The sequence below is a fragment of the Teretinema zuelzerae genome, assembly GCF_021021555.1.
Lineage (GTDB): Bacteria > Spirochaetota > Spirochaetia > Treponematales > Treponemataceae > Teretinema > Teretinema zuelzerae.
On the sequence record NZ_JAINWA010000001.1, the window covers coordinates 805094 to 830902 of the forward strand.

Annotated in this window: 26 protein-coding genes; 12 read left to right on the forward strand and 14 right to left on the reverse strand. The window is 58.0% G+C overall.

Annotation, left to right across the window (positions count from 1 at the left end; translation table 11 throughout):
* Positions 1-109: 109 nt before the first annotated feature.
* Both K7J14_RS03680 and K7J14_RS03685 read right to left on the reverse strand, forming a co-directional pair.
* On the reverse strand, positions 110-562 hold the full coding sequence (locus K7J14_RS03680; RefSeq protein ID WP_230753260.1) for a hypothetical protein: 453 nt from the start codon (positions 560-562) through the stop codon (positions 110-112).
* Entirely contained in the window at positions 484-1350 is an 867-nt protein-coding gene (locus tag K7J14_RS03685; RefSeq protein ID WP_230753262.1) for an SPL family radical SAM protein, read from the reverse strand. Before K7J14_RS03685 ends, K7J14_RS03680 begins: the two co-directional genes overlap by 79 nt.
* Positions 1351-1470: 120 nt before the next feature.
* Between K7J14_RS03685 and K7J14_RS03690 the strand changes: the two genes are divergently transcribed.
* From K7J14_RS03690 to K7J14_RS03710, 5 genes are all read left to right on the forward strand, one after another.
* Positions 1471-2010, forward strand: a complete 540-nt coding sequence (locus K7J14_RS03690; RefSeq protein ID WP_230753264.1) for a PadR family transcriptional regulator — start codon at positions 1471-1473, stop codon at positions 2008-2010.
* A 25-nt stretch (positions 2011-2035) separates the two neighbouring features.
* Complete coding sequence (locus K7J14_RS03695) at positions 2036-3748, forward strand: NAD(P)H-dependent oxidoreductase (protein WP_230753266.1); 1713 nt, start codon at positions 2036-2038, stop codon at positions 3746-3748.
* A 31-nt stretch (positions 3749-3779) separates the two neighbouring features.
* A complete protein-coding gene (locus tag K7J14_RS03700) occupies positions 3780-4475 on the forward strand; it encodes an aspartate/glutamate racemase family protein (RefSeq protein WP_230753269.1) in 696 nt (231 codons plus the stop codon).
* Between the two features lie 80 nt (positions 4476-4555).
* Entirely contained in the window at positions 4556-5029 is a 474-nt protein-coding gene (locus K7J14_RS03705; RefSeq protein WP_230753271.1) for a pyridoxamine 5'-phosphate oxidase family protein, read from the forward strand.
* A 23-nt stretch (positions 5030-5052) separates the two neighbouring features.
* Positions 5053-6375: a family 43 glycosylhydrolase gene (locus K7J14_RS03710; RefSeq protein WP_230753274.1), complete on the forward strand. Its 1323-nt coding sequence runs from the start codon at positions 5053-5055 to the stop codon at positions 6373-6375.
* A 92-nt stretch (positions 6376-6467) separates the two neighbouring features.
* Here K7J14_RS03710 and K7J14_RS03715 read toward each other — a convergent pair whose 3' ends face one another.
* On the reverse strand, positions 6468-7589 hold the full coding sequence (locus tag K7J14_RS03715) for a hypothetical protein (protein ID WP_230753277.1): 1122 nt from the start codon (positions 7587-7589) through the stop codon (positions 6468-6470).
* A gap of 113 nt (positions 7590-7702) precedes the next feature.
* Between K7J14_RS03715 and K7J14_RS03720 the strand changes: the two genes are divergently transcribed.
* The 3 genes from K7J14_RS03720 (at position 7703) to K7J14_RS03730 (ending at position 9035) form a co-directional block, all read left to right on the forward strand.
* Positions 7703-8077, forward strand: a complete 375-nt coding sequence (locus tag K7J14_RS03720; RefSeq protein ID WP_230753280.1) for a helix-turn-helix transcriptional regulator — start codon at positions 7703-7705, stop codon at positions 8075-8077.
* A gap of 29 nt (positions 8078-8106) precedes the next feature.
* Complete coding sequence (locus K7J14_RS03725; RefSeq protein ID WP_230753282.1) at positions 8107-8628, forward strand: helix-turn-helix transcriptional regulator; 522 nt, start codon at positions 8107-8109, stop codon at positions 8626-8628.
* Between the two features lie 74 nt (positions 8629-8702).
* Complete coding sequence (locus K7J14_RS03730) at positions 8703-9035, forward strand: DUF3795 domain-containing protein (RefSeq protein WP_230753284.1); 333 nt, start codon at positions 8703-8705, stop codon at positions 9033-9035.
* Positions 9036-9148: 113 nt separating this feature from the next.
* On the opposite strand, the gene K7J14_RS03735 is transcribed toward K7J14_RS03730, so the two are convergent.
* Positions 9149-10315: an MFS transporter gene (locus tag K7J14_RS03735; RefSeq protein ID WP_230753286.1), complete on the reverse strand. Its 1167-nt coding sequence runs from the start codon at positions 10313-10315 to the stop codon at positions 9149-9151.
* 101 nt (positions 10316-10416) lie between these two features.
* Here K7J14_RS03735 and K7J14_RS03740 point away from each other — a divergent pair, with 101 nt between their 5' ends.
* Positions 10417-10746, forward strand: coding sequence for a TfoX/Sxy family protein (locus K7J14_RS03740; protein ID WP_230753288.1), 330 nt, complete (start codon positions 10417-10419; stop codon positions 10744-10746).
* A gap of 129 nt (positions 10747-10875) precedes the next feature.
* Positions 10876-11529 (forward strand): LysE family translocator, encoded by a 654-nt coding sequence (locus K7J14_RS03745; RefSeq protein WP_230753290.1) that lies wholly within the window; start codon positions 10876-10878, stop codon positions 11527-11529.
* Between the two features lie 58 nt (positions 11530-11587).
* On the opposite strand, the gene K7J14_RS03750 is transcribed toward K7J14_RS03745, so the two are convergent.
* The 9 genes from K7J14_RS03750 to K7J14_RS03790 form a co-directional block, all read right to left on the reverse strand.
* Positions 11588-12673, reverse strand: a complete 1086-nt coding sequence (locus K7J14_RS03750; protein WP_230753293.1) for a protein-glutamate methylesterase/protein-glutamine glutaminase — start codon at positions 12671-12673, stop codon at positions 11588-11590.
* Between the two features lie 2 nt (positions 12674-12675).
* A complete protein-coding gene (locus tag K7J14_RS03755) occupies positions 12676-13500 on the reverse strand; it encodes a CheR family methyltransferase (RefSeq protein ID WP_230753294.1) in 825 nt (274 codons plus the stop codon).
* Positions 13500-15134: a methyl-accepting chemotaxis protein gene (locus K7J14_RS03760; protein ID WP_230753298.1), complete on the reverse strand. Its 1635-nt coding sequence runs from the start codon at positions 15132-15134 to the stop codon at positions 13500-13502. The genes K7J14_RS03755 and K7J14_RS03760 overlap by 1 nt, the downstream gene beginning before the upstream one ends.
* A gap of 39 nt (positions 15135-15173) precedes the next feature.
* Positions 15174-15683, reverse strand: a complete 510-nt coding sequence (locus K7J14_RS03765) for a chemotaxis protein CheW (protein ID WP_230753299.1) — start codon at positions 15681-15683, stop codon at positions 15174-15176.
* Positions 15684-15701: 18 nt separating this feature from the next.
* Positions 15702-16061 carry a response regulator gene (locus K7J14_RS03770; RefSeq protein WP_230753302.1) on the reverse strand — a complete coding sequence of 120 codons (360 nt, stop codon included), beginning with the start codon at positions 16059-16061 and terminating at the stop codon, positions 15702-15704.
* 24 nt (positions 16062-16085) lie between these two features.
* The gene (locus K7J14_RS03775) at positions 16086-17417 is read right to left on the reverse strand and encodes a methyl-accepting chemotaxis protein (RefSeq protein ID WP_230753304.1); all 1332 of its coding nucleotides are present in this window, start codon (positions 17415-17417) and stop codon (positions 16086-16088) included.
* Complete coding sequence (locus tag K7J14_RS03780) at positions 17414-19519, reverse strand: chemotaxis protein CheA (RefSeq protein WP_230753306.1); 2106 nt, start codon at positions 19517-19519, stop codon at positions 17414-17416. The genes K7J14_RS03775 and K7J14_RS03780 overlap by 4 nt, the downstream gene beginning before the upstream one ends.
* A gap of 122 nt (positions 19520-19641) precedes the next feature.
* On the reverse strand, positions 19642-21036 hold the full coding sequence (locus K7J14_RS03785) for a diguanylate cyclase domain-containing protein (protein ID WP_230753308.1): 1395 nt from the start codon (positions 21034-21036) through the stop codon (positions 19642-19644).
* 92 nt (positions 21037-21128) lie between these two features.
* Positions 21129-22067 carry a radical SAM/SPASM domain-containing protein gene (locus K7J14_RS03790; RefSeq protein ID WP_230753311.1) on the reverse strand — a complete coding sequence of 313 codons (939 nt, stop codon included), beginning with the start codon at positions 22065-22067 and terminating at the stop codon, positions 21129-21131.
* Between the two features lie 102 nt (positions 22068-22169).
* On the opposite strand from K7J14_RS03790, the gene K7J14_RS03795 reads away from it, so the two are divergent.
* Entirely contained in the window at positions 22170-23414 is a 1245-nt protein-coding gene (locus K7J14_RS03795) for a TIGR03862 family flavoprotein (protein ID WP_230753313.1), read from the forward strand.
* Between the two features lie 76 nt (positions 23415-23490).
* Positions 23491-24369 carry a type 2 periplasmic-binding domain-containing protein gene (locus tag K7J14_RS03800; protein ID WP_230753316.1) on the forward strand — a complete coding sequence of 293 codons (879 nt, stop codon included), beginning with the start codon at positions 23491-23493 and terminating at the stop codon, positions 24367-24369.
* Positions 24370-24452: 83 nt separating this feature from the next.
* Here the strand turns inward: K7J14_RS03800 and tyrS are convergent, their stop codons facing one another.
* A complete protein-coding gene (tyrS, locus tag K7J14_RS03805) occupies positions 24453-25700 on the reverse strand; it encodes a tyrosine--tRNA ligase (protein WP_230753318.1) in 1248 nt (415 codons plus the stop codon).
* Positions 25701-25809: the final 109 nt, after the last annotated feature.

Genomic DNA, 25809 nt, shown 5'->3' on the forward strand with positions numbered 1-25809 from the left:
CTGGAACGGACTATAAATGAAGCTGTGCAAATGAAGGTAATCGGAACGGCGAAAGAGCAAAAGGGATCACGATTTCTTGTTAAGCCGGCCCGAATGATATGCCTTCCGGTCAGCCTTTGACGATTTTCAAGGAAGGATAGTCGAAATAGCGGCCGCCTTCGAGAATCTCCCGGCCGAGGGATTCGAGCCGCGCGTTGCCGAGAAAGGAGGGCGCTCCGGAGGCGGCAAGCGAAGCTGAAAGCCGGTCGCGCAAGCGTTCGGCGAGAATCCGGGTGATCGGGAAGGGGTCGGAGGAGAGGATGGGGATGCGCTTTCTTCTGAGGGAAGTGCGTTCTTCCGCGAGCCAGGCGGCGTAGCGGTCGGTCGCGGCCTTCAGGGGGCGGGTATCGATGCCGCGGTACGAATACAGGGTTTGCATGTGGCAGAACAGAACGAAGAGGGCGTCCGGAGGAGAAAGCAGATCCCGGTAGATCCGGTGGGGAATCATCTGGGAAAGGCCGCGGCCGCGCACCTTGGCGTCGAGGCGGGAATGAAACCCGCCGGAGAGCGAAGCGAGGGGCATGCCGGACGGGCGGTTTTCCCGGTAGAGTTCTTCGTAGAGCGGGCGCAGGGACGGGTAGCTTCGGTCCAATAGCTCGAAGAAGCCGTCTTTCTGGCAGCCGGGACGAAGGGTGAGGCCGCCCGGATAGGCGAACTCCGCTCCGGCGGCGAGGGCCGCGTCCAAAAGGGAATCGAGCGATTCGTCGGAGTCCGATATGCCGGGACACAAGGGCATCGCCATGATTCCGGAGGAAAAACCCGCCTCGCGCGCGCGGGCGACGGCGGCAAGCCTGTCCGCGGGGGAGAGGCGCCTGGTTCAAGACGGGCGGCATCGGCCGCGTTAATGGTGGTCGCGGTGAAAATGACGACCGCCTTCGGAAAGCGGGAGATGACGTCGAAATCGCGCTGGATGAGATCGCTCTTGGTCAGAATCACCAGGGGAAGGCCGGTTTCGGAGAGGATTTCGAGGGTCTTGCGCGTCAGACCGAGCTCAGCCTCGACGCCCTGATACACGTCCGTGACCCCGGAGCCGATGCAAATCGCACCGAACTCGCGCGCGCCGACTCCGGCGGACACATCGCGCGCGATGATTTCCGGCAGATTTTCCCGCACGGAAATATCCCGGGCAAAGTCCCCCTCCACGTAATATTTCTCGGCCCGCCCGTCGCAGTAGATGCAGCCGTGCGCGCAGCCCCGATACGGCGCGAGAGCGCGATAGAGAGACACAAGAAACGCTTCCGGAAGCCTCGCGCGCGCGAGTCCCGTTTTCGCTTCTATCGGATGAATTGAAACTGCGGATGAAAGCGGCATGAAGGAATGATAGCACAGAACGCGCAAGAGCAAAAACCGGACACTGAGCCCGCACGCCTGACCGGATTTAAATTGACAATTCTAATACTCCACTTGTAGAATACTACTCATGAGGACTATATGTCGTTGAAACATGGATTGCTGGGGCTTCTGGACTACGGATCGATGACAGGCTACGACCTGTGCAAGGCCTTCGACGATTCGCTCGCGTTTTTCTGGCAGGCGACCAGGAGCCAGGTGTACCGGGAACTCACCGCGATGGAAAAAAACAAATGGCTCGAGTCGGATCTCGTCATTCAAACGGGAAAGCCGAATCGCAAGGTGTACAAACTGACGAAAGAAGGGCGGGAGGAGCTCGACAGATGGCTTGCGACGCCGGCGGGAATGGAGGATCTGGAAAGCCGCAGCGCCTTCCTCATGCGTCTTTTTTTTTCTTCCCGGCTGAATCCGCGGCAGACTATGGAGAATCTCGGCCGCTACCGCGAACTCTGCAAGGGAGCGCTGAGAACCCTGGAAGAGGGAGACGAAATCGAAGAATACTCGAAGGAAGTCTCGGACCCCCGCGCCGCCCTGTACTGGAAGCTGACCCAGGACTTCGGAAAGGAGTACTACGGCATGTGCGTCCGCTGGGCGGAAGAATCGATACGAATACTGCAATAGCCGAACCATCGGAAAGGAAATACTCATGAAAGTGCTGGTATTGAACGGAAGCCCCCGGGGGCAAAAGAGCAACACGCTCAGAATAACGGAAGCGTTTCTGGAAGGCCTTGAAGCGGCGGGAAAACAAGAGATAACGAGGATCGACGTCCGCGAGAAAAAAATCGAGCCCTGCCTCGGATGCTTCGCCTGCTGGAAGGATACGCCGGGAAAATGCGTAATCAAAGACGACATGGAGGCGATTCTCCCCCTGCTCGTAGAATCCGACCTCGTGCTCTGGAGCTTCCCCCTCTATTATTTTTCGATGCCTTCCAAGATCAAAGCCCTCATGGACAGGATGCTCCCGCTTAATCTCCCGTTCATGGAGGAACGGCCGGACGGAGGTGCAAGCCATCCGTCCCGGTACGACCTTTCGCATCAGCGGACCGTCGTCGTTTCGAGCTGCGGTTTTTTTTCCGCCACGAACAACTACGAAGCGCTGGACGCCCAGTTTTCCATCGCGTTCGGCAAGAACAACGTCGAAAAAATATTCTGCCCCCAGGGGGAAATACTGCAGGTGAAAGAACTTAAAGCCAGAACCGACGAATACCTGTCCATCGTGCGGAAGGCGGGAACCGAGTACGCGGAAAATTTCGCCGTTTCGCAGAGCACAAAAGCGGAACTGGAGCGGCCGATGCTGAGCGAACAGATTTACGCCCAGGTAGCGGACGCCAGCTGGGGAATCGAAAAACCCGCCTCGAGCGCGGCGGGGGCGGGCTCCGTCGGGCCGGGATCGGGAGAGTCCGCGCTCGCCGGCGCGAATGGAGAGGACGCGGTATTCATCCGGCAGATGACGGCATTCTATAATCCTGAAGCCCTTTCCGGCGCCGAAGCGGTGCTGGAAATATCTTTCACGGACCTCGGAAGAACATACCGCCTTCATTTGGGAAAAGAAAAATGCGCGGTGCTTTCCGCCGAGGAAGCCGCAAATGCCGGGACGGCGAAACTGCCGCTCACCCGCATCGAAACGCCCTACAGCGTATGGAAGCAAATATCATCAGGCGAGCTCGACGGAGCCGAGGCGATGATGCAGGGTAAATACCGGGTCTCGGGAAAATTCGATTTGATGATGAAAATGGACGCGCTCTTCGACGTAAGCGGAGAAGGCGGCTCCTCCGGCGTTCTGAATGACGCTCAAAAAACGCTCTCGAAATCCCGCTCGAAAAAGACGAACATGAACCTCGTAATTTTCGCCTTCCTTCCGCTCTGGATCGCCCTCCCCTTCTCGAGCCGGGCGGGTCTTATTTCGTCGATCGTCATGCTCATTCTCCTGCAGGCGGCGGGAAGCCGCTGGATAATCGGCATCCATGAGCGCATAGCGTTTTCCGGCCTCGGACTCGGAATCCTTGCCCTTGCCGCCGGAGTTTCCCCTCATATCGTCATCCCGTTTTCGTATGTCTACTTCGGAATGCACTGGCTTCTTTCCTGCGCCTTTCCGGTCCCCCTCACCGCGGAGTATTCCAAAAACGGCTACGGCGGAGACAGCGCGCTCAAGAACGCGCTCTTCGTTAAAACGAACCGCATCATCACCGCCGCATGGGGAATTCTCTACCTCGCAACCGCCGTTTGGACAGTTTTTCTGCTTTCGTCGCCGCTGTCGGCATGGACGGGAGCGATCAATTCGCTCACGCCGGCCCTCTGCGGACTCTGGACAGCCTGGTTCCAAAAATGGTATCCAGCTAAGGCAGCAAGCGGAAAGTAGAGAACTCTATCGACAATCGGAGGAAACGCGCATGAAAAAAATAGGCATCATCGGAGGACTCGGACCGGAGTCCACGCTCATGTATTACCGCGAACTGTGCGCGCGCTGCCATGAGCTCTCCGAATCGGGTTCCTACCCGGAGATCGTCATCGCGAGCGTCGACATGCAGAAGATGCTTTCATTCGTCTCCTCAGGGGATTACGAAGGACTGACCGGCTATCTCGCGGAGGCGGCGGATGTCCTTGCGGACGCGGGCTGCGACTTCGGCGCGATCGCCTCGAATACCCCACACATGATTTTCCCCGCCCTCTCCAAGCGCTCCCGAATGCCGTTTATCAGCATCGTGGAGGCTTCGGCGCGAAAGGCGAAAGAGCTGGGCCTGCGCGCGCCCCTCCTCGCCGGAACAGGGTTCACCATGGGATCTCGTTTTTATCCCGAGGCCTTTGAACAGACGGGGATATCCCTCATGCTCCCCGACGCCGCCGATCAAAACGAAATTCACGGCATCATTTTTCCCGATCTGGAAAACGGAATCGTCGAGCCGAAAAAGCGCGAACGCTTTTTATCGATATGCCGATCCTACATCGAAAAGCAGGGAGCGGACGGAGTAATCCTCGGGTGCACCGAACTGCCGCTCATCGCCGGCCCCGCCGATTTTCCGGTTCCGGTGCTCGACACCGCGCGCATCCATATCGACGCGATTATCGCGCGCGCGTTCGAACGGTAGGACTGGATATCGAAAGAGTCAGCGCAAGAGTCAGCGAAACAATGACCGGCTCGCTCGAGCCGACAGCAAGGAGAAACCGCATGAGACGAAAAGACAGGGAAGTAACCGATCCGGCATGGATCGATGAAACGCTTGCGGCTGCCGACGCATGCCGCATCGCCTTAGTCGACGAAGGGAAACCCTACATAGTCGCCTTGAACTACGGCTTCGAAAGAACGGCCGACGGCGCCCTTACCCTCTATTTCCATTGCGCGAAGCAAGGAAAAAAGCTCGACATCATCCGGAAGAATCCGGCAGCAGCCTTCTTCATCGACACGGCTCATGAGCTGGTCACGGGACCGAAGGGCTGCGACTGGGGCATGAAATATAAAAGCGTCGCGGGAAGCGGCTCCGTCGCCTTCGTAGAGGACGCCGATCAAAAGAAAAAAGCGCTCGACCTCATCATGGAACACTACAGCGGACGGACCGGATTCGACTACGACGAGAGGGTTTTCGCGATGACGGAAATTCTTTCTCTCAAAGCCGACGAGATCTCCGCGAAGGAAAAGAAGTAACCGCCGGCATAAAGGAGGACCGCATGCCGAATCCCTATCTTCCCGCCTGGGAATACATCCCGGACGGAGAACCCCGCGTATTCGGGGACCGCATCTATATTTACGGCTCGCACGACCGCAAAAACGAAACGCGTTTCTGCGACTACAAGATGAAGGTATGGTCGGCACCGGTCGACAAGCCCGGAGAATGGGTGTGCCACGGCCATGTATTCCATACCGCGGCGGACAGGGACCACGAAGCGTCCACCACCCATACGTCGAAGGAAGTATACGCGCCGGACGTCGTATGCAAGGACGGCGCGTATTGGCTCTTTACCTATCTCTTCGATTCGAAGGGCTGCGTGTCCAAAAGCGACCGACCGGAAGGCCCCTTTCAGTTCGTATCCTGTTACGAGTATCCAGCAGGACACTCGCGGGACGACGGCATATTCAACGATCCGGGAGTACTGGTCGACGACGACGGCCGGGTGTACATCTACTGCGGATTCCAGGAACCCTACATGGCGGAGCTCAACCCCGAGAACATGTACGAGGTGATTCCCGGAAGCTACAGGGAAAATCCGATACCGCCGGAGCCCCCGTTCGACTTTTTCGAGGCGAGCTCGCCGCGCAAGGCGGGAAACCTCTACTACTTCATTTATTCGCCCAGGCCCGGAAGCCGCCTGGCGTACGCGACCGCTTCGTCGCCGACCGGACCGTGGACCTACCGCGGAACCATCATCGACAACGGAGTCGGCTATCCCGGAGGGAACAACCACGGCTCGATCGCCTGCATCAAGGGCCAGTGGTACATCTTCTACCACCGCATGACCAACAATACGATCATGTCCCGCCGCGCCTGCGTCGAAAAAATCCGGATACTGGAAGACGGAACGATTCCCCAGGTCGAGATGACCTCGCTGGGATTCGAAGACTCGCTCAATCCCTATCAGGTTACGCCGGCAGAATACGCCTGCGTGCTCACCGGAGGATGCTTCATCACCGAGCGGAACATCTTCGAGCGGCCGGTAACCGATATTAAAAGCGGCGCAACGATCGGCTTCAAGTATTTCGACTTCGGGGAAGACTTCACCGCCACCAGCTTGGAGATCGCGCTCAAATGCCGAGGACTCGGCGGAAAGGCTGTCGTAAAGGTCTTCGACGGAGATCCCGCCGACGGAACAGAAATCGGAAGCGTCGCGGTGGATACCCATGACGGCGTATACCGGGGAACCGTTCCCTGCCTGAGGGGGCGCCATGCAATATTTTTCAAGGTAGAGCACGCCTATTCAGGCTGGGACTGGGCAGTCAAGCCGATGGAGACTCGAACCCTCTTCGAGCTCGAGTCCTTCGTTTTCATGAAATAACACAACAGAAGCTCCGCCTTGCGCGCCGCCGAGGGCCGGAGCGCGCGCAGGGAGGTGTCGATGCGCGAACGACTCCTTACCCGCCGGCGGTTTCAGTCCACCCAGGCGCCGGTGGGAAAGCCGCGTTCGCGCAAAATGCTTTCGCAGTGCCCCACGTGATACATGACGTGGCGAATCTGCATGCCCAACAATTCCAGATTGGTATATCGCGAATCCGCAACCGGTTTTTCGGCAAGCCAGGCGTCGTTGCCTCCGAAGACGAAACGGCCAGCGGTTTCATCAGCCTCTTCCAGAAACAGAAGCAGCTCCTCCCTCGTCAGCATCGATTCAGGCTCGCCGTCCAATTCGGGGTAGAGCCGCTTCTCCGCAAAGGGATCCCGGAAGGGTTCGTCACCCCGGCGGAGCCAGCAGGAAACGCCGGAAAGGGCATGCAGAAGCTGCTGCCAATAGACGAAGCCGCCGGCCTTCTCGTCCCACACGGCGGCCGGAGAATGCTCGACGAGATTCCTGAGCATCGCGAAGCTCAAGGAGAACTGGCGGCGCAGCGCCGGATAGAAAGACCCGCAGTGCCGCTGTACGAGAACCCGCGCATATTCGTCTCCGGGACAGGCCGCGCCGAAGGCGAATACGGCTTCGCGAAGCTCCGCGGGGTCGGAGGCGAATTCGAACAGATCGAAGGAGTCTGCCTTCCCGCCGCTGAACGCAAGGAGGGTTTCACCGGCCTCATGCAGCGCGAATTGAGCAAACAGAAAATCGCCCCTCGTCGCGGAATGGTACAACAGATGCTGAACAGGGTGGACCAGGGAGTCGAGGAGCATATATCTCCAGAGCTCGAAGGAAAAACCGGTCGGGAGATCCTTCCGTTCGAAATCGCTTTCCGGAAACTCGCGGAGGAGAAGCGCGTATTTTTTCAGCGCGGCGATGCAGGCGGCGCTGGCCTCGACCCGCGAAAGAGCCGCCCCCCGATCCCAGGCCGCGCGGTTGAACGACTCGAGGTCGCCGACCTCGACGATATCGCCGCCGTCGAGAATAGCGCGGAGGCGGGAATGCGAATAGTCGATCCATTCTGAAATATGATGCAGCACGTCCCGAAGATTCCAGCGGTCCCGGGAACTCCTGCTCTCCTCGACCGGAAAACCGGTCGCCGCGCGCTCGATCAAAGCTTCCGTTATCTTCAACGCCGCGGCTATCTGAGCCGCCCTGTTAATTTTCATGCGCGAATCTCCTTGCCTTTCCATTAGAGTATAACAGATAACGAAACAGGGAAAAGTCATCACTATACCTTTCCGCTTGCGGCTTGCTTCCGGGTCGTTGTATCCTTGCAAATATGAAAGCCGAACGACTCCTTTCCATACTTACCATATTGATGTCGGGCAAGCGAATATCCGCGGCCAAGCTCGCGAAGGATCTCGAAGTGTCCGTGCGCACAGTCTACCGCGACGTGGAGGCGCTCTCCCTGGCGGGTTTCCCGGTGTACGCGACGACCGGCAGGGACGGAGGATTCGGCTTGATCGAAGGCTTCCGCATGACCGGCCAGATATTCGCTACGGGCGAAATACAAAAAATCATTTCGGCACTGGACGGGCTCTCCGGCATCTGCCCGGCAAGCGAGGTCGAGGCCTTGCGCAGGAAGTTCGCTCTTCTTCTGGAGGAATCGAACACGCGCGGCGTTTCCTGCCCGGAGAACCGGATATATATATAGAACTCACCCCCTCCCGCAGGGAAAAAAAGATGACCGACGCTCTCGACGAATCGATAGGCCGGCGCACGGCGCTCCGCATGAAGTACTGCGACGTGGAAGGAAAGGAAACGATCCGCGAGATCGAGCCGCTCGCCCTCGTTTTTTATTGGCAATCCTGGTTCGTCTACTCCTGGTGCCGGCTGAGGAAGGCTCACCGCTGTTTCCGCATCGCGCGGATCTGCTCGCTCGAAGCGATCGAGTCGAAGCGCGAGGGGCCGCCGATAGATCTTTCGGAGCGGCCATGGATGAAGGAATGGGAGGGGGACCAGATCGAGAAAATCGCCTTCGCGGCGGATGCAAGCACGCGGGGAAGAATCGCCGAATACTTCGAGGAAGACTCGATCTCGGTTATGGAAGACGGAAGGCTGCTCGTGAAGGAGGTATTCCCGACGGGCGACTGGGTAGCATCCTGGATCATGGGACTGCCGGGAACAGTATCGATTCTCTATCCCGAACATCTGAAGGAAAAAATCCGCAGCCGCGCCGCGGAGCTTGCGGATAAAAATCGCTGATAAAGGCTGACACAGGATGTCAGAGATTCCGTGCGATAATGAATCATCACAGAGCATCCTTCAGGAGGGAACACATGGAAAAAATGATAGCCGCGTGCGGTTTGGACTGCGCAAAATGCAACGCCTTCATCGCCTGGAAAACCGACGACAACGCGCTGCGAGCGAAAACGGCCGGCGAATGGGCGAAGGCCTACAACTTCGCCTTTACCCCGGAGATGATCAACTGCTCCGGCTGCCTCGAAGCGGACGACATTAAGATCGGACACTGCGCCGTCTGCGAGATGCGTACCTGCGCGCAGAGAAAACCGGCTGAAACCTGCGCGTCCTGCGGGAGCTTTCCCTGCAAGACGGTGGAAGCCTTCCATGCCCAGGTGCCGGAAGCCGCGCAGAATCTCAAGAGCCTGTAATCGGTTAGTTCGCAAAAGGTGCCCAAAAGAGAGGATAGCCCGAGACCCGGACGGCGAAGCCGGACTGGCTCGGGCGAAAGGGGAGACTTCCCCTTCCTTTATGTTCTTCCCGATCAGCCGGCGCGGCGGGCGCGAAGGCGTTCCGAAACGAAGCCGAGGGCGACCGCGTAGACGGCGAGAAAAACCGGCAAGAGGGCCAAGGTGGTGAAGCTGGAGACGAGGCCGAAAAACGGCGGCAGGAGAGTGGTTCCCACGTAGGCGAAGGCCATCTGGATTCCGATGATCGAGGGAGCCTTGTCCGCGCCGAAATGCGCGGGCGTTTCGTGGATCATGCAGGGGAAGATGGGAGCGCAGCCGAGTCCGACGAGCATGATGCCGGCAAGGGTGAGCGGAAGCGGAACGGGAAGCAGCAGCAGGAGAATGCCCGCGCCGATGACGACGGAACCCCAGCGGACGAGGTCGACGTTTTTGACGCGGAAGGTGACGAAGCCGGTGATGAAACGGCCGAGGGTGATGGCCGCGTAGAACGAGGACACCCAGGAAGCCGCGGAGGCCGGATCCATGCCCTTCACCTTTACGAGGAAGGAGCCGCTCCACAAGCCCATGGACGCTTCGACTCCGCAATAAAAGAGAAACGACAACAGCGCGAACTTGACGCCCGGGAGGCGGATAATCTCGAAGAGGCCGGGATGCGGGGACGAGGGGTCAACCCCTTCCTGCTCCTTGCGCGCGCGGACCTTGTCCCACAGGGGAACCGAGAGGACGAGGATCGCGACAAGGATCGTCTGGAACACCGCGATGGAAAAGTAGCCGCTCTGCCATTTTCCGCCCCGCTTGAGAAAGGCCGAAAGAACGAGCGGCCCGGTCAGGGCGCCCACGCCCCAGAAGCTGTGGAGCCAGCTCATGTGGCGGGATTCGTAGTGCGCGGCCACGAAGGAGTTGAGCCCGGAGTCCACGGAGCCCGCGCCGAGGCCGAGGGGGATCGCGGCGGCGATGAGCCACCAGAACGAGGGGATGAAGGCGAAGCCGAAAAGGGCGGCGGCAGTGAGGGCGACGCTGACGGCGGTGACCCGTCCCGTTCCGAAGCGGCGGAGAATCCTTCCCGAATTAAGGCTCGAAACGATCGTGCCTCCGGAAACGATCATCTGGAGAATTCCCGCGTAGCCTATCGGGACGCCGAATCCGGTGTGCATAGCCGGCCAGCCGGCTCCCAAAAGGGCGTCCGGCAGCCCGAGGCTGATAAAGGCCGTGTAGATAATGACGAGCAAAAAAGTTGCCATTCTGAAACTCCTTAAGTTTAAGTACTTCATCTGAGACAAAAAAAGTCAAGCGCGCGGGCGCGATTATCCGGTATACTAAAAAAACGAAACAGGAGAAAAACATGTCTACAAGCGTTGATTTCATCGAGTTCGCGGCCGACCAGGCGGCAGGAACCGGAGCGGTGCGCTACCGCAAAATGTTCGGGGAATACATGTTGTACGTCGACGACCGCCCCCTCCTCCTCGTGTGCGACAACGTCGCGTACGTGAAAATCCGCGAAGAAACAGCCTCCCTGCTCGCGGACGCCCCAGTCGGCCCGCCCTACGCCGGCGCCAAGGACCACTACATCCTCGACATCGAAAACCGCGACCTCGTCCACGACGTAATAAGGGCCCTCCTCCCGGTCACGCCGATTCCCGTAAAGAAATCGAAGAAAAAAAAGGAAGACTGAGGCAGGAATATCGACGCGGGCGAAGGGGCGGCCTTCGGAGCCCCCTCAAACGAGAGTCTTTGCAGGGGCGCGTCGTATTGCGCATACGAACCGCTTGCCTCGCCGCCCGGCGATCAATACAATGCCCGCATGAACACCACGCTCTTTTTCGGACTGCTCGCGTTTTCCCTCGTTTCGGCCTTTACCCCGGGTCCGAATAACCTGTTGGCGCTCGCCCAGGGCGCGAACTTCGGCTACCGGAAAACCCTACCCCACGTCTTCGGAGTCGGCTTCGGGTTCGCCTTCATGCTCTTTCTCATGGGTGCCGGGCTCGGAAAGCTCTTCGAAGCCTTCCCGGCCGCCTACGAGATTCTTCACTGGGGAGCCCTCGCCTACCTCGTGTTTCTTGCCTGGAAAATTGCGAATTCGAAGGGTTTTCATACGGCGGGCCCGGAAAGCGGAACCGAAGCCGGCAGGGCGGAAGGCTCAGAGAACGCCGCCGCGGATTCCAAGCCCATTACTTTTTTCGGCTCGGCCGCTTTTCAGTGGATAAACCCCAAGGCCTGGGTCGCCGCGATCACGCTGGTGACTACCTTCACCGACCCCGCGTCCTACTGGCTGAGCCTCGTCGTAGCGGGCGCCGCCAACGTCGCGATAGCTATCAGTGCAGTCTCCAGCTGGGCCCTCTTCGGCACCATCGTTAAAAAATGGCTCTCCGATTCCCGCAGGTTTAAAATTTTCAACTGGAGCATGGCAATCATTTTGCTCGTCTCCGTCGTCCCCTCGGTTTTAAAGGGGCGGTAAAAAACAGATCACAGGCGGGCTCGGACGGGCGCGATCCGGCGTTAGTCAATCGCGCAGCTTAGAGTTTTTCCTTGATATGGGCGACCATCCGGTCGAGTGGCAGCACCGTTCGGGCGGCCCCGAGATCGATCGCTTCCTTCGGCATCCCCCACACTATCGAAGACTGCTCGTCCTGTGCGATGGTGTATCCCCCCGCCTGATGAATCTTCAATAATCCCTGCGCTCCGTCCCGCCCCATGCCTGTTAACAGGAGGGCGATGCAGTTTTGTCCGGCGTACTCGGCGACCGAGTCGAACAGGGGATCGACCGCCGGGCGCTGGTTGCACACCTTGGGCCCCGACGCGATTTTAAGCGTTCGCTCGGTCCCTTGAGCCCGGAGCATCATATGATAATTTCCCGGAGCGATATATACGGTCCCCACCTGAAGCCGGTCGCCGTCGCGGGCTTCCTTCACCGTCGCGCGGCTCAGGTCGTTCAACCGCGCGGCGAAGGTGGCGGTAAAGCGCTCCGGCATGTGGATGACCGCCAGAGTAGGGGGGAAATCCGCTTCCCACTCGCGAAAGAGAGCTTCGAGCGCGATGGTGCCGCCGGTGGAGGCTCCGATGGCTATCAGCTGATTCGTAGTTTTGATATTCGCGAGATACGAGGAGGACCGGGAAGCCGGGAGCGGTTTGCGCGAAGCGGCGTTCTTTTCGCAGTCGCTGTTTTTCCGATCCGCTTCCGCCGCATCGTCCCGCAATCTTGAAACGTTCGCCCTGCTCGCGGCGATGATCCGTTCGGCAAGATAGGGTATCACTTCCTCGACGGAAAACGGACCGCCGGGCTTGGGCACCACGTCCACCGCGCCGAGCTCAAGCGCCTTCATCGCGGCCGCGTTCGCTTCCTTCGCGAGGGAAGACACGACGATTACCGGCATGGGAGCCTGCTTCATCAATTGCCTCAGGAAGGTGAGCCCGTCCATGCGGGGCATTTCTATATCGAGGGTCATTACGTCGACCTTCGTTTTTTCGAGCTTATCCCGCGCGACATAGGGATCCATCGCGGATGCGACCACCTCGATCCGCGGATCCCGCGAAAGCCGGGCGGAGAGGATTTCCCTCACTATCGCCGAATCGTCTACGATCATGACGCGGATTTTTTCCATGGCTACGGCGCCTTTCTATATATTGCCGGCCCTTCCTTCCGGAGAGTATCCTCGACGGGAAGAAGGGCTTCGGAATGGCCGACGAAGAGCAGGCCGCAGGGCGAAAGGTTCCGCTCAAGCGTGCGCAGAACCTTGGACCGTCCGGGTTCGTCGAAATAAATCATGACATTCCGGCAAAAGATATAATCAAAACGGGTTTCGAACTCTATCGGTTCATGCAGGTTCAGCCGCTTGATCGCGATATACCGGCGCAGTTCGGGGTGGACGCGCAGGGAAAATTCGCCGGCCCGGGAAAAGTAGGCGCGGCGGATGCGGTCGTCGGTGTTCTGAAACTGGTTCACATGGTACACGCCCTCATGCATGGCTTTCAGGGAATCCCGGTTCAGATCGGAGGCTAGAACGCGGAAATCGCGCAGTCCGCTTTCGAGGAGGCTTATGACGATGGAATACGGCTCCTCCCCGGTCGAGCTCGCCGCGCACCAAATCAGCGGATCGCGGAGAGAGCGGACTTGAATGTCCTGCGTCAATCGCTTGAAATGCGCGTCCTCGCGGAAAAAGAAAGTGTGGCCGACGGTGATTTCCTTCAGAAAAATATTCACCGCGTCGTGCATTCCCGCGGCGAGCTGATCGTAGAAATCTCGCAGGTCGAGTCCATGCACCGAGGCCATTTTAATGAGCTTCATTTTAAGAATATCGACCTTGGCGCCGTGGAAATGAATTCCGTACGCGGCGTACGACAAGGCTTTGAACTTCTCGAGAAGTTCGGAGTCGAGGCCGGCGCCGTCTGAGCGGGCCGGCCGTCCTCCGTAATTCGAATCGGGGCGCATCAGCTGTCTATGTCGTCTTGGTACTCGGGGTCGTCTTCAAAAACGATTCTCTTGCCTACGGCGCGCGAAGAATCCCGATCATCGCCCTTATTAGCCGTCAGCGCCCGCGCCGGCTTTCTCGTCGCGGGACGGACTGATTCTCTGTCAGCGGAACGGGAGCCGGCGATCTTGGCCTTGCCGCCGAGAACGAGCACCGAAAGATTTTCTATCACGTCGTTAAGCGATACTACCTGGCTCTGGAGCTCCTCGGCGGAACTCGCCGTCTCCTCGGACGCGGCGGCGTTCTGCTGAACGACCGTGTCGAGCTGCACGATTGCCTTGTTCACCTGCGAAATGCCTTCGTCCTGCTGGCGGCTCGCCGTTTCGACCTCTTTGGTCATCTCGTTCGACTTGCCCGAGTTCAGCAGAATTTCCTTGAAGATGTCTGCAAGCTCCTTGGTGAGCGCCTGGCCTTCCTGAGTTTTCTGCAGCGTGGTCTTGATCATCTGCGCGGTTTCCTTCGCGCTGGCGGCGCTCCGGTTCGCAAGATTCTTCACTTCGTCGGCGACAACCGCGAAGCCCATTCCGGCCTCTCCGGCCCGCGCCGCTTCGACCGCGGCGTTCAGGGCGAGCATGTTCGTCTGGAAGGCGATGTCGTCAATCACGTCGATGACGGTCTTGATGTCGTCGGCCGCCTTTCCGATCTCCGTCATGGAAACGAGCATCCGCTCCATGTGCGCGGAGCCCTGGGTCGCGGCCTCGGACGTTTTGGCTGCGAGTACGCTCGCTTCCTTCGCATTCTCTACGTTCTGCTTCACCATGGAGCCGAGCTCCTCCATAGACGAAGTAGTCTCTTCTATTCCGGAGGCCTGCTCGGAGGCGCCGGAGGCAATCTGCTGGGAGCTGACCGAAAGCTGCGAAGAAGCGTTTCCGATCTGGTCCGATCCGGTGCTGAGCGCGTTTACGATTTTGACTACCGGCCGCGTGATGGAGCTCGCGAGGAGCCAGCCCACCAGTATCGCGATCGCGAAACCTCCGATGATTGTCGCGACGATCACCATGATCATGGTTTGAATCATGTTCTGCGCCTGACGGGGAAGCTCGTGACCGTAGTATTCCTTTACATACTCAACCAGCTCCTGCAAGGCATTAATGGAATTATCAAAAGATGAACGGGCGGCTCCCGAAATTGCGAGAGCCGAAGCCCTCTGGGCATACACGACTGGATCTACTTTCGCGTCCCGCATGCGCTGGATTTCTTCCATGTATTTCACGTTATCGGCGATCTGGATATCCAGGAGGTTCAGAAATTTCTTGTAAAGGATATCCTCTTCAGGCGTGGTCTCGACCGCCTCGTAGTTGTCGAGGGCGGCGCGCCGCTCGCCCTTCTGCTTTTCCCAGTTCGTCAACTGTCGCGCGTAGTCCTCGTCCGTCAAATACGGCGAAGTCAGGGTGCGGACGATCGCTTTCAGCGATTGCTGCTTTACCATGACGATCTCAAGATCCGTGATGGCGGGAATGCTCTGCTCGACCAGCGTGTTCAAACTTTCATGCGCGCGGTTCAGGCCGAAATACCCGACGAGTCCCACGACCAGGGTGATGAAGGCTACTCCGACGAAGGCTAGAATCAATTTGACCGATAATCCGATTTTCATATACCTCTCCTTGATAAAAATGCCGCCCGAGGCGGAGTCTTATTCGTTTCCGGCCGGGGCCGGCGCCATTGTTTTAAGCTGGACGAATTCCTCGTCGCTGAGAATTTTGTGCACATCCAGAACGATCTTCATGCCGTCCGGAGTATCGGCGACTCCGCGTACATACTCGGCCTTTACCCGGGTATTGATGTAGGGAAGAACCTTGATCTTCTCCTCGGGGATTGCGATCACCTCGTGGATCGAATCGACGACGAGGCCCATCAGCATATGCTCTCCCTCTATCTCCATCTCCACTACGATGATGGAGGTGCGCTTATGATAGTCGAGGAACTCCATTCCGAATTTCAGGCGCAAATCGATGATCGGAATAATCTGACCGCGGAGATTGATGACGCCCCGGATGAACGAAGGAGTCTGGGGAAGAGGCGTGATGTCCGTCATGCCCATCAATTCCTTGACCTTCAGAATCTCCATGCAATAGCTTTCCCTGTCCAGGGAAAAGTTGAGATAGCGGGAACCTGCGAGAGTCTTCATGCGGGAAATTTCCATAGCCCCTTCCCTCCTTTATTATGGTATGAGTTTCTGTATGGCCGAGAGGAGCTTGTCCGGCTCGCACGGTTTGACTATCCAGCCGGACGCGCCGAGCTCGCGGCCCTTCTGCCTGAGCTCTTCCTTCGTTTCGGTCGTCAGCATGAGTATGGGCGTTTTTGCGTACGAAGGTTTTTTCCGTACTTCCGCCAGAAGCTCGATCCCGTCCATCTCCGGCATGTTCACATCGAAAAGGAATAAATCCACGGTTTGCGCGCCCAGCTTCGAAAGCGCGTCCTTTCCGTGTTCGGCTTCGACAACCGCGTACTGTCCGATCAGGGCGTTTTTCAAAATGTTCCTGATGGAGGTGGAATCGTCCACCAGCATAATCGTTTTCATCGCTTGCACCTCTCCCCTTTTCGTTTAGAAAAATTCTATTTCGGTGTTGTTTCTTTTCAGATCGATGTCTCCGTGCAAGCCTTTTGCCCGGAGAGCTTTTTCCAGCGCGTCCAGCTCGCGCGATGTCGTGAGCCGCGAACGGATTTTGTCGACTGCGGCCGCGGTTCCCGGATCGGAAGGGCGCGGGCCGGCAGGATCCGGGTGCGAACATCCTGAGGCGCAGATATCCGACAAGTCGGCGGACACGCGCGCGAGATTCTCGATCTCCTGCGTGATGATGGCATGCAGCATTCCCAGCGGGGCGAAGGCGGACATGTCCATCTCCAGCGATTCGATGAAGCCCATGACAGCTGAATACAGGGCCATGACGCCGGCAAGCTGGCTGTCGATCGTCTCCGTAATTCTCGTATAGGTGGAATTGTCGTCCTGCAGAAAGCGGTCCACTTCCTTCCTGTTTTTTTCCATGCTGCCGTGAAGCGATACGAAGGCCTTCTGCGTGCCGGAAACGCTTGATCCGATTGTGGACACGAATCCCTGGGTTTCGCGCGAAAGCCGTTGAACCTCGTCCGCTATTACCTTGAAGCCGCGGCCGTGCGCTCCGGCCCGGGCGGCCTCTATCGACGCATTAATCGAAAGCACGTGGATGCGCTCGGCAACGTCCGAAATATTCGCGACAATCCCCAGGATAGCCATCATCTGGCTGTCGAGGGCCGCTATCTCGGAGGACACTTCAGTGAACGAGCGAGAGGTCTCCTGAGTCACCTCGGTGATATGGGAGCGAAGAAGATGGATGCCTTCTTTTATATCCGTCGATTGTCCGCTTTTCTCGTACTGTGTTTTGCTCGCCCGCACGCTGCCCTGAAAATCGGCTATGGAGGTTTTTATCCGCACCAGGGTTTCCGTCATCGGCTCGCTCGTTCCGTTGAGATACGAAACAATGCTCTCGAAAAGAACCGGGAGCGCTAGCTTATAGACGGCGACCATGACCGGATCGACGGGCGGGCGATCCGCGGCAGAAACCGGCGTTGAGACTGAGGAGACGGAAAACGCGGAAGCAAACCCGGACGCTGAGGACGGGGCTCTCGCGGCATCAGCCGGAGAGAACTCTTCAAGCGCTTCGACTGTTTCATACGAATCCCCGAGAGGGATCGATCCTCCCGACGCAGCACCCGCCGATTCACTATTCGATTTCCTTTCCGCAGAAGCGAGCCGCAGGGCGGCGATGTTTCCGGCGAACGCCGCGATCGAAATAATTACGACGCCGTAGATGCTCAACGGAGGCGGAAGCAGAAGGGATGCGGGAATCGTTGCAATGCAAGCCAGGCTGCCGAACAGAAATATCTTGGTGGAAATCATCGCGCGGGGATCTCCATCAGGCTCAAGTCGACTATCTCGTCGATATCGACCACCAAGCCGATTTTACCGCCGGACAATACGGTTCCGGACGATATGCCCCGAAGGTCGGAGAAACGGGCGCCGAGAGATTTGATGACGACTTCGCGCTTGGCGATCACCTCGTCGAGAATGAACATGAACTTGCGGCGATCAGAAGTTTCGCAGATGACTCCGATAATCGCCGGCGATTCGGGGATTTCGGGAATGCAGAAGGTCTCATGCATCCTGATCACGGGAATCGACTCTCCGCGCAGGTTCGCGACCTCAACCGAGCCGTTCACCGTCGAAAGCATTGCCGGAACGATCTTGATCGATTCGATGACGGAGCCGATGGGAAAGACGAAGAGGCTTTGAGAAACGCGGGTAATCATGCCGTCGATGATCGCGGTGCTCAACGGGAAAATCATGCGGAATTCGGAATACGAACCCGCAACGCTTTCTATTTCGATGCGTCCGCGGTTGTCGACCACAGCGGATCTGACGATGTCCATCCCGACTCCGCGCCCGGAGATGAGGGAGACCTCGGTATGGGTGCTGAAGCCTGAGGTAAAAATGAGGTTGAAAACCTGGGAGTCGGTCATCGCATCGGCGGCTTCGGCTCGAATAAGCTTCTTCTCGAGGGCCTTGGAAAGAATCCGCTCGCGGTCTAGCCCCTTTCCGTCGTCGCGCACGGTTATCACGATCGAGTTGCCGTGGCGTTCGGCTTTCAGCGTTACGACGCCCTGGCTATCCTTGCCGGCGTTTTTCCGGTCGAGTTCGGATTCTATGCCGTGGTCAAGGGAATTGCGCACCAGATGCATCAGGGGCTCTTCGAGCTTTTCTATTAAATTGCGGTCTATTTCCAGATCCTCGCCGACGCATTCGGCCCGGACGTTTTTCTTCAATTGCTTTGAAAGATCGCGCACGGTGCGCCTCAGATTGCCGAACAGGGTATGCAAGGTGTCGGTGCGAAGCTCCATCGCGCCGTACTGCAGGCTCCGTGTGATTTTGCGCATCTGCATGAGTTCGGCCCCGCTTCCGGAAATCTGGCCCATGGCGATCAGAAGCTCTCCGATCATGTCCACCAGAAAGTTCACCTTCGACGCGCGCACCTTTATGACCGGATCGGTTCTGTCCGGCACTCGCGAGGGCTCGCCCGCCTTGCAGTCCTTCTGCTTATCGAGCGTTTCGCGGAGCTCCTCCGAACTCAAGAATTTTTCCTGCACCGCGATTTCGCCGAAGCGTTTGCGATACGCAGAAGCTTTCTGCTTTTCCAGAACGCGGGCGACATCCTCTTCCTGCATCTTTCCTTCGGCGACCAGAATCTCGCCCAGGTTCGCGCAGGGAGCGGCGGATACATTCTTGACCCGATTGACATAGGAATCGAGAGACACGTCGGTGAACACCGCGTAGTCGTTTTTTTCAAGGCGCTTCAAGATTTCCCGGGACATGTCGAGCCCTTCCAGCAGAAGATCGATGTGCTGCTGAGATACCCGGGAACGTCCGCTTCTCAGTTCGTCGAGAAGGCTTTCGATGTTATGGGTCAGTTCGCCCAGCGTCGCGATTTTCAGAAAACCGCATTCGCCCTTAATCGTATGAAAAATGCGGAAAAGGGTTTGAACAGCGGCCGAATCGTCGGGATTGTCCTCCAGCTGAAGGATGGTTTCCTGCGCGTTCGCGAGCCGGTCTCGGATCTCGGTAAGAAAAATCTGGAACGTTTCCTCGTCCCGCTCGGGAACTCCGGCGTCTTCTACGGACGGGCAAGATTTACTCTTGCAGGAAAAGGCGCCCATTGCAAGTTCCGCTTCCGCGCGCGTCGCGTCGTCCTGAGCCAGGGCATAGCCCTGGAGAAGATCGATCCCGGCGGAAAGCGATTCGGTAAACCCGTCTGTACCGCTGTTCTTCATTTCTCCGGTGACGCAGTTTTTCAAGTTTTCTATCAGTTTGCAGGCTGCCGGCACTTCAAGAAAAAAATCCTTCAGGGCTGAAAGCGCGTCTGACAAGTCGGAAAGAAGAAGGAAATCGCCGGTTTCATACTTTAAAAGGAGGGATGTTATCGCGGAAAAGTGATCGTCTCGGGTCAAAGTGCGCCCCTTATTATTAAGAAATATTTTTACACAGGTGTACACGAATCTCTTTCGTTCTACGGAAGAATGAAAGAGCCACAATCATGAGTATAGGAGAAGGGTATTTCGATTGCAAATTTTTAAGACGAGTTTTTTCCGTTTTTGCCCGACTTGCTCGCTTCTTTGTCGCAATACATCCGGGCGTCCGCTGCGGAATAGAGCTCATCGAAGGTGCGCCCGTCGTCGGGGAATACTGCGTATCCTTTTGCCAGATAAAGAGATATAGGAGGGCAGAATTCGCCTGAGTTCGTTTCGCATCGGAGTTGGATAGGCCGGGACGTAGATTTTTCGATTCTTTCCAAAATCGCGGGAACCGTTTCGCCGTAGTCGAGAGAATCGATAAACAGAATAAACTCATCGCCGCCGAAACGCGAGACACGATCAGTTGTGCGCAGGCACATTCCTATTCGGCGAGAAAGCTCGATCAACACAAGATCGCCAACGGGATGGCCGTACTCGTCGTTGATTTCCTTGAAGCCGTTCAAATCCATGATGCACAGCGCATGGGGACAGGGAGACTGCCGAAGTCGCTTCTGGACATAGGACCGGAAAGCCCGTTTGTTCAGCGTTCCGGTCAACGGATCACGGAGGGCCTGTTCCAGCCGCTCCTGATACTGCTGGGCATGAAAAAAGAGAAGGACCGCTCCCGCGGCAATGATGACGAAATACGACGCGAGAGCGAATAGATCAGACAAATCCGGTTTCCCGCGCCAGCCGTCTTCGGGATAGATATGCAACGCCCAGGCTTGATTCGGAAAATGAACTGCCCGCACCAGCGAATCCTGCTCGAATATATCGACATGGCCCCAGGTAAAATCGTTCGCTCCGTCGGTTTTCTCTGCTCGCAACGCGAAAAAATAACCGTCGCGTTCCGCCAGAAGCCCGGTTTCCGCTACTACTTCGTTAAAATCCAGGGTTATGACCGCCAAACCCCAGAACCGCTCTCCGACGGATCCGGTTGCCCCGGGCGTCCCGTCCGGCAAATAAATCGCCTTCCGGTTAAAGATGAGATATCCGCCCTGCCTTGCCAGAACAGGTCCCTGAGTCACGGATTCGCGGGTTTCCATCGCCGTCCGAACAAAGCTGTTACGCGCCGAGTCTGCAAGCAGATCATGGCCGACGGCGGCTTCGTTACCCTCGAGGGGATAGACGGCGCGCACAACCCCGCCGGGCGCCAGGATTATATTCTTGATCCCCCCGCAGTGGCTCAATATCAGATCGAAATAAGGCTTGAGAGATTCATCCGAAGCGGACGGATCTTTGAGCAGCAGTATTTCCAGAAAGTCCGCATACTGGAGATTCATATTGACATGGTTTTGCAGGCGATCGGCGTACACGGTCAATTCCTGCATGGCGAGAAGGCGGTTCCTGCGGTCGGCATTCGTCGATCTGATTCCGGCAAGAACGAAAAAATTAAGAGATAAGAGGAGAACGCCGGAAAGAGAAACAAATATCGATAGTACCGTTTTTCTCATTGCATGCTCCGAAGCGAATACGCGAATCCGTCCATTTATTCCATAATAGGTTACCTGCGCGGACCTGTCGAGAATCAGCGTACAAATTCCGTTCACTTCGGCTTTGAGTCGAATCTCTTCCTATAAGAACAACCGTTGCACAAAGGCTCGACGACGCGGCGGGCGGAAAAGCCGTCGTAGAGAGCCCTGGCGCGGGGGCGTTCCAGTATTGTCTGCAGATCTTCGCGCAAGAGATTTCCCAGCGCGATGTCTCCGTTCCGGTCGAGGCAGCAGGGAACGACGGTGCCGTCAGCGAGGACGCCGATCTGATCGCGGAGGCCGCGGCAAAAGCCCCGGACGAGTGTATCACGATTTTCAGAGCCGGCTGTTCCGCCGCCGGCCTCGCCGCCCGGTTGTGGAAGGGACGGCCACTCGAACGTATCGGCGGCGTGAACGGCCGTTCCGGGAGAAAGGACGAAGCCGTTCCGCCCTGCGAGAATTTCCGGAGTGAGGACTCCGGCTCGGGATGAATCAGGATTGAAGGCTCGCGCGAGCTCTTCAAGCAGAGGGCTTGAAAAGCCGCCGTCGTCGCGGGTCCAGAACCGGAAGCTCGAGAGGAAATCAGGACGAACCAGACGCTGCCGGGACGCGAACGCGCGGACGCAGGATACGAGGGAGCGCAGCCGCTCGATCCGCTCCTCCGGCGGAAACTGTTCGAGGCTCTGCACGGAAAGGTTGAGGCGGGCAAGGGAGGGAACCGCGGCGGCGCCGGGAAGACGCTCCGAAAGGAGGGTACCGTTCGTCGTCAGATTCACGGAGAAACCTCGCTTGCCGGCAAGCTCCAGAAATCGGAAAATACCCGGATGGAGGAAGGGCTCGCCCATCAAGTGGAAATAGAGGATTTTCGTCCAGCCGGATAGCCGGTCCAGGACGAGGATGAAGTCGGATTCGTCCATAAATATGCGAGGGCGGACAGTGAGCCCGCAAAAAGAACAGGCGAGATTGCAGCAGTTCGTTATTTCAATATACGCTTTGTCGAATCGGGTTTTCATGGTTGCCGGCAGAGTATGGCAGGGAAAGAGGGATCGGGGCAAGAGCCGCTCGTCGAAAGGGGAGAATGGACTCGACTCACGGCCGCGTGCTAGTGTCTTTGCATGAATGCAGAGTCGATTCCACGTCAGCATATATCGATCGTCGGAGCGGGAGCCGCAGGGCTATTCGCCGCGGACTATCTCGCCGCTCGAGGCTGCCCGGTCGACCTTTACGATCATAAAACGGAACCTGCTCTCAAGCTCCGCCTCGCCGCCTCTAGCGGACTCAACTTCACCAATTCAGCGCCTCCTGAGCGATTCGCCGAACGCTACGGCGAACAAGCGCCTCGATTCGAGCGGTTTCTGCGGGACGACGGAAGCGCGGCTTTCATACACCGCGCGCGGGAACTCGGAATCCAGACATTCGAAGGCTCCGGCGGAAAAATATTCGCGCGCGAAGAAGACGGCCGCACGTTCGTAAACGCTCTGAGGCAGACCCTCTCGGAGTCAGGCCGCGTCGATTTCCACCCCGGTCATCGGTTCGCTGGATTTTCTGCCGAAGGAGCCGTAATAATCGCGAACGATGCAGGAGACGAAACGCTCCTCCCCTTCCCCGTCATCCTCGCCCTCGGAGGCGCAAGCTGGCCCGCTACCGGAAGCGACGGAACCTGGGTCGAAGCGTTCCGGAAAGCAGGACTCAAGACCGAAGCGCTCAAAGGAGCGAACTGCGGATTCGACGCAGAAAACCTCTGCCCCGATCAACACGCTCCGGGCGGAGACCAGAGGCTCCCGATAAAAAACGTAACCGCGTCTTTCGGGAACAAGGCTATCAGAGGCGAATGCATGCTCACCCGAACGGGAATCGAAGGAGGGCCGGTCTACGCGCTCGCGGCCGCGATTTCAAGCGCCATCGAAGAAAGCGGCAGCCAAACGGTATACTTCGACCTCTGTCCCGACCTCGATGAAAAAAAAGTCGGGGACAAACTGCTTAACAGAAAGAAAGGAGAAAGCGCCTCCACCCTGCTCCGGAAAAAACTGAGATTCGACGAGGGCAAACTCGCCCTCATCCGCCGTTCGCTCGGAAAAAACGGAGCGGCCGTCCTCTCGGATACCCCCGCTCTCATAAAAGCTCTCCCCGTGCGCTTCATCGCCCCGCGCCCCCGCGAAGAAGCGATCTCCTGCTCCGGCGGACTCGCCTTCGACGAGCTCGACTCCTCCCTCATGCTCATCTCCCGTCCCGGCGTTTTTTGCGCAGGCGAAATGCTCGACTGGACCGCCCCCACCGGCGGATTCCTCCTCACCGCCTGCTTCTCCACCGCCAGAACCGCCGCAAAAGGCGCGATCCGTTTTCTCGGGGAGACAGATTAACCAGAATTCTTGGCAAACAGCCGGAACCATCTTCCGGCTGTTTGCCAAAATCAAGGTTTCGCACTACCATTAAGCCATGACAGCAATCCGTTCGCCGGTATCGCGCGGCCGCGGCCGCATCCTCCTGTCCGCCCTTCTGCTCGTCGCCTCCGCCGCCGCTTTCGGCCAGAAGATAGTCTACCCGCGGCCGGTGGCGGATTTCGACAAACGGAGCGAATATCCGCTTCTCCTCCTCCGCCTCGCGCTTTCGAAAACGGAGAACAGCTACGAACCCGTTCCCGGCGAAAACATCATGAACAAGGCGCGCGTCGCCGTGGAGCTCGCGGAAGGAAGGCTCGACGTCGCATGGATGGTCACGAACGCTGAACGCGAAACAGCCCTCTGGCCGATCCGCATCTGCGTCTTCAAAGGCCTGGGCGGCTGGAGAGTCGCCCTCGTAACAAAAGAAAACGAAAATCTCCTGGCCGGAGTCGACTCGATATCAAGCCTCTGCGATTACATCGCCGGCCAACAGTTCGACTGGCCGGACGCCGCGATACTGCAACGCAACGGAATCCCGGTAACGACCACCGCCTCATACGACGTCCTTTTTAAAATGCTCATCGCCGGACGGTTCGACTGGTTCCCCCGAAACATCATGGAAATCTGGGACGAAGAAAAAGCCTGGAGCTTGCAAGGCATACTCGTCGAACCGCACCTTCTCGTAAAATATCCGAGCGCCTACTACTTTTTCGTCCGCCGGGACAACGAAGCCCTCGCCCGCGCAATCGAAACCGGACTCGAAGCCGCGCTTGCGGACGGCAGCCTCGACGCCCTCTTCCTCGAATGCCACGGAGACGTCTTCGCCAAAGCCCGCGTCAAAGACCGGCGCGTGATCGAACTCGCCAATCCCTACCTGCCCCCGCTCACCCCCGTCGACCGCAAAGACCTCTGGTACGAACCACTCCCACAATAATCAGGGCGTCTCCGGCCCGAGGCCGGCCGCGCTCTCCGCTCCAAGTCCTCGTCGAAGAAACCGCTCTATACAGAACGGTTTCATCACTCCGGTCTTTCCGCTTCGATCGCTGACGCGAACACAACCCTGACGAAACGCCGGCGACCGATCCTGACTACCACGCCCTCGCTCTCGGCTGCCGCCGCGTCGATGCGGTATCCTGTGTCCGTTATCCGCTCCTCTCCCGCGTACACCGCGCCCTCTCCCACGAGCCGCCTCGCCTCGCTCGCCGAGGCAGTCAATCCCGACTGTTTCAGAATAGCGCACATATCGAGACTCCCCGCGCAGGTAAAGACGGGGATTTCGCTCGGCGCCTCCTTCCGGGAAAACCGGCGTTCCCATTCTTCCCGGGATCTCTGAGCCCGGGCCGCTCCGCCGAAGCGTCCGACGATCCTTTCGGCAAGCTCGAGCTTCAAGCGCATGGGATTCTCCCCTGATGCAACCCTCGCCGCGGCGGCCCGGCAGTCCTCGGGAGAATCGAGCAGAACCAAACGCCGGTACGGTTCCATGCATTCGTCGGAGATTGACATCAACCGCGCGAATTGCTCGGCCGGATCAAGCAGTATCGGAATATCGTTTCCGAAAGACTTCGACATCTTTCTGCCGTCCAGTCCCGGCAAGAGCGGCATCAACATCGCGCACTGAATCTCCATTCCGCGATCCCTCTGCAGATCGCGTCCCGCCAGAATATTGAATTTCTGGTCCATGCCGCCGAGCTCAACATCCGCGCCGACTACGACAGAATCCCATGCCTGGAGAACCGGATAAAAGAGCTCATGGACGCCGACCCGCACGCCCTGCTCGTACCGCGCCCTGAAAGTCTCGTGGGCGAGCAGTTGCGCAAGGCTGAAAGCGCCCGCGAGCCGAAGCGTTTCGGAAAGAGGCAGAGACTCATACCATTCGCTTTGCCAACGTACTTCGGCCTTCTCCCGGTCGACTATGCGGAATATCTGTTCCGTATAGCCGGCCGCGTTTTCCCGCACCTGCTCCATCGTAAGCGCAGGCCGTTCCGCATTCCTGCCCGTCGGATCGCCGATTGAGGCCGTATAGTCGCCGATGATCAACACCGCCTGATGCCCCAGATCCTGAAACTGCCTGAGCTTGCCGTACGGAACCATATGCCCCAGATGAACGGCATTCGACGTCGGATCTATGCCGAGCTTCACTCGTAACGGGACACCGGTTTCGATGCTGCGCTCAAGTTTCGCCAACAATTCCCCGCGGGGAATCAATTCCTCCGCGCCGCGTTCAAGCAGGACAAGCTGCCGCCCCGCTTCCTTTTTTGCGTCCATATACGCCTCCTTTCGGACACTGACTCTTCCCGCTGAACGGGCCGCGCCCCGAAACCTCCCGGGAAAGGAAAACGCCGAAAGCCTTTAAAACGAAAAAGGCCCGCAGCCG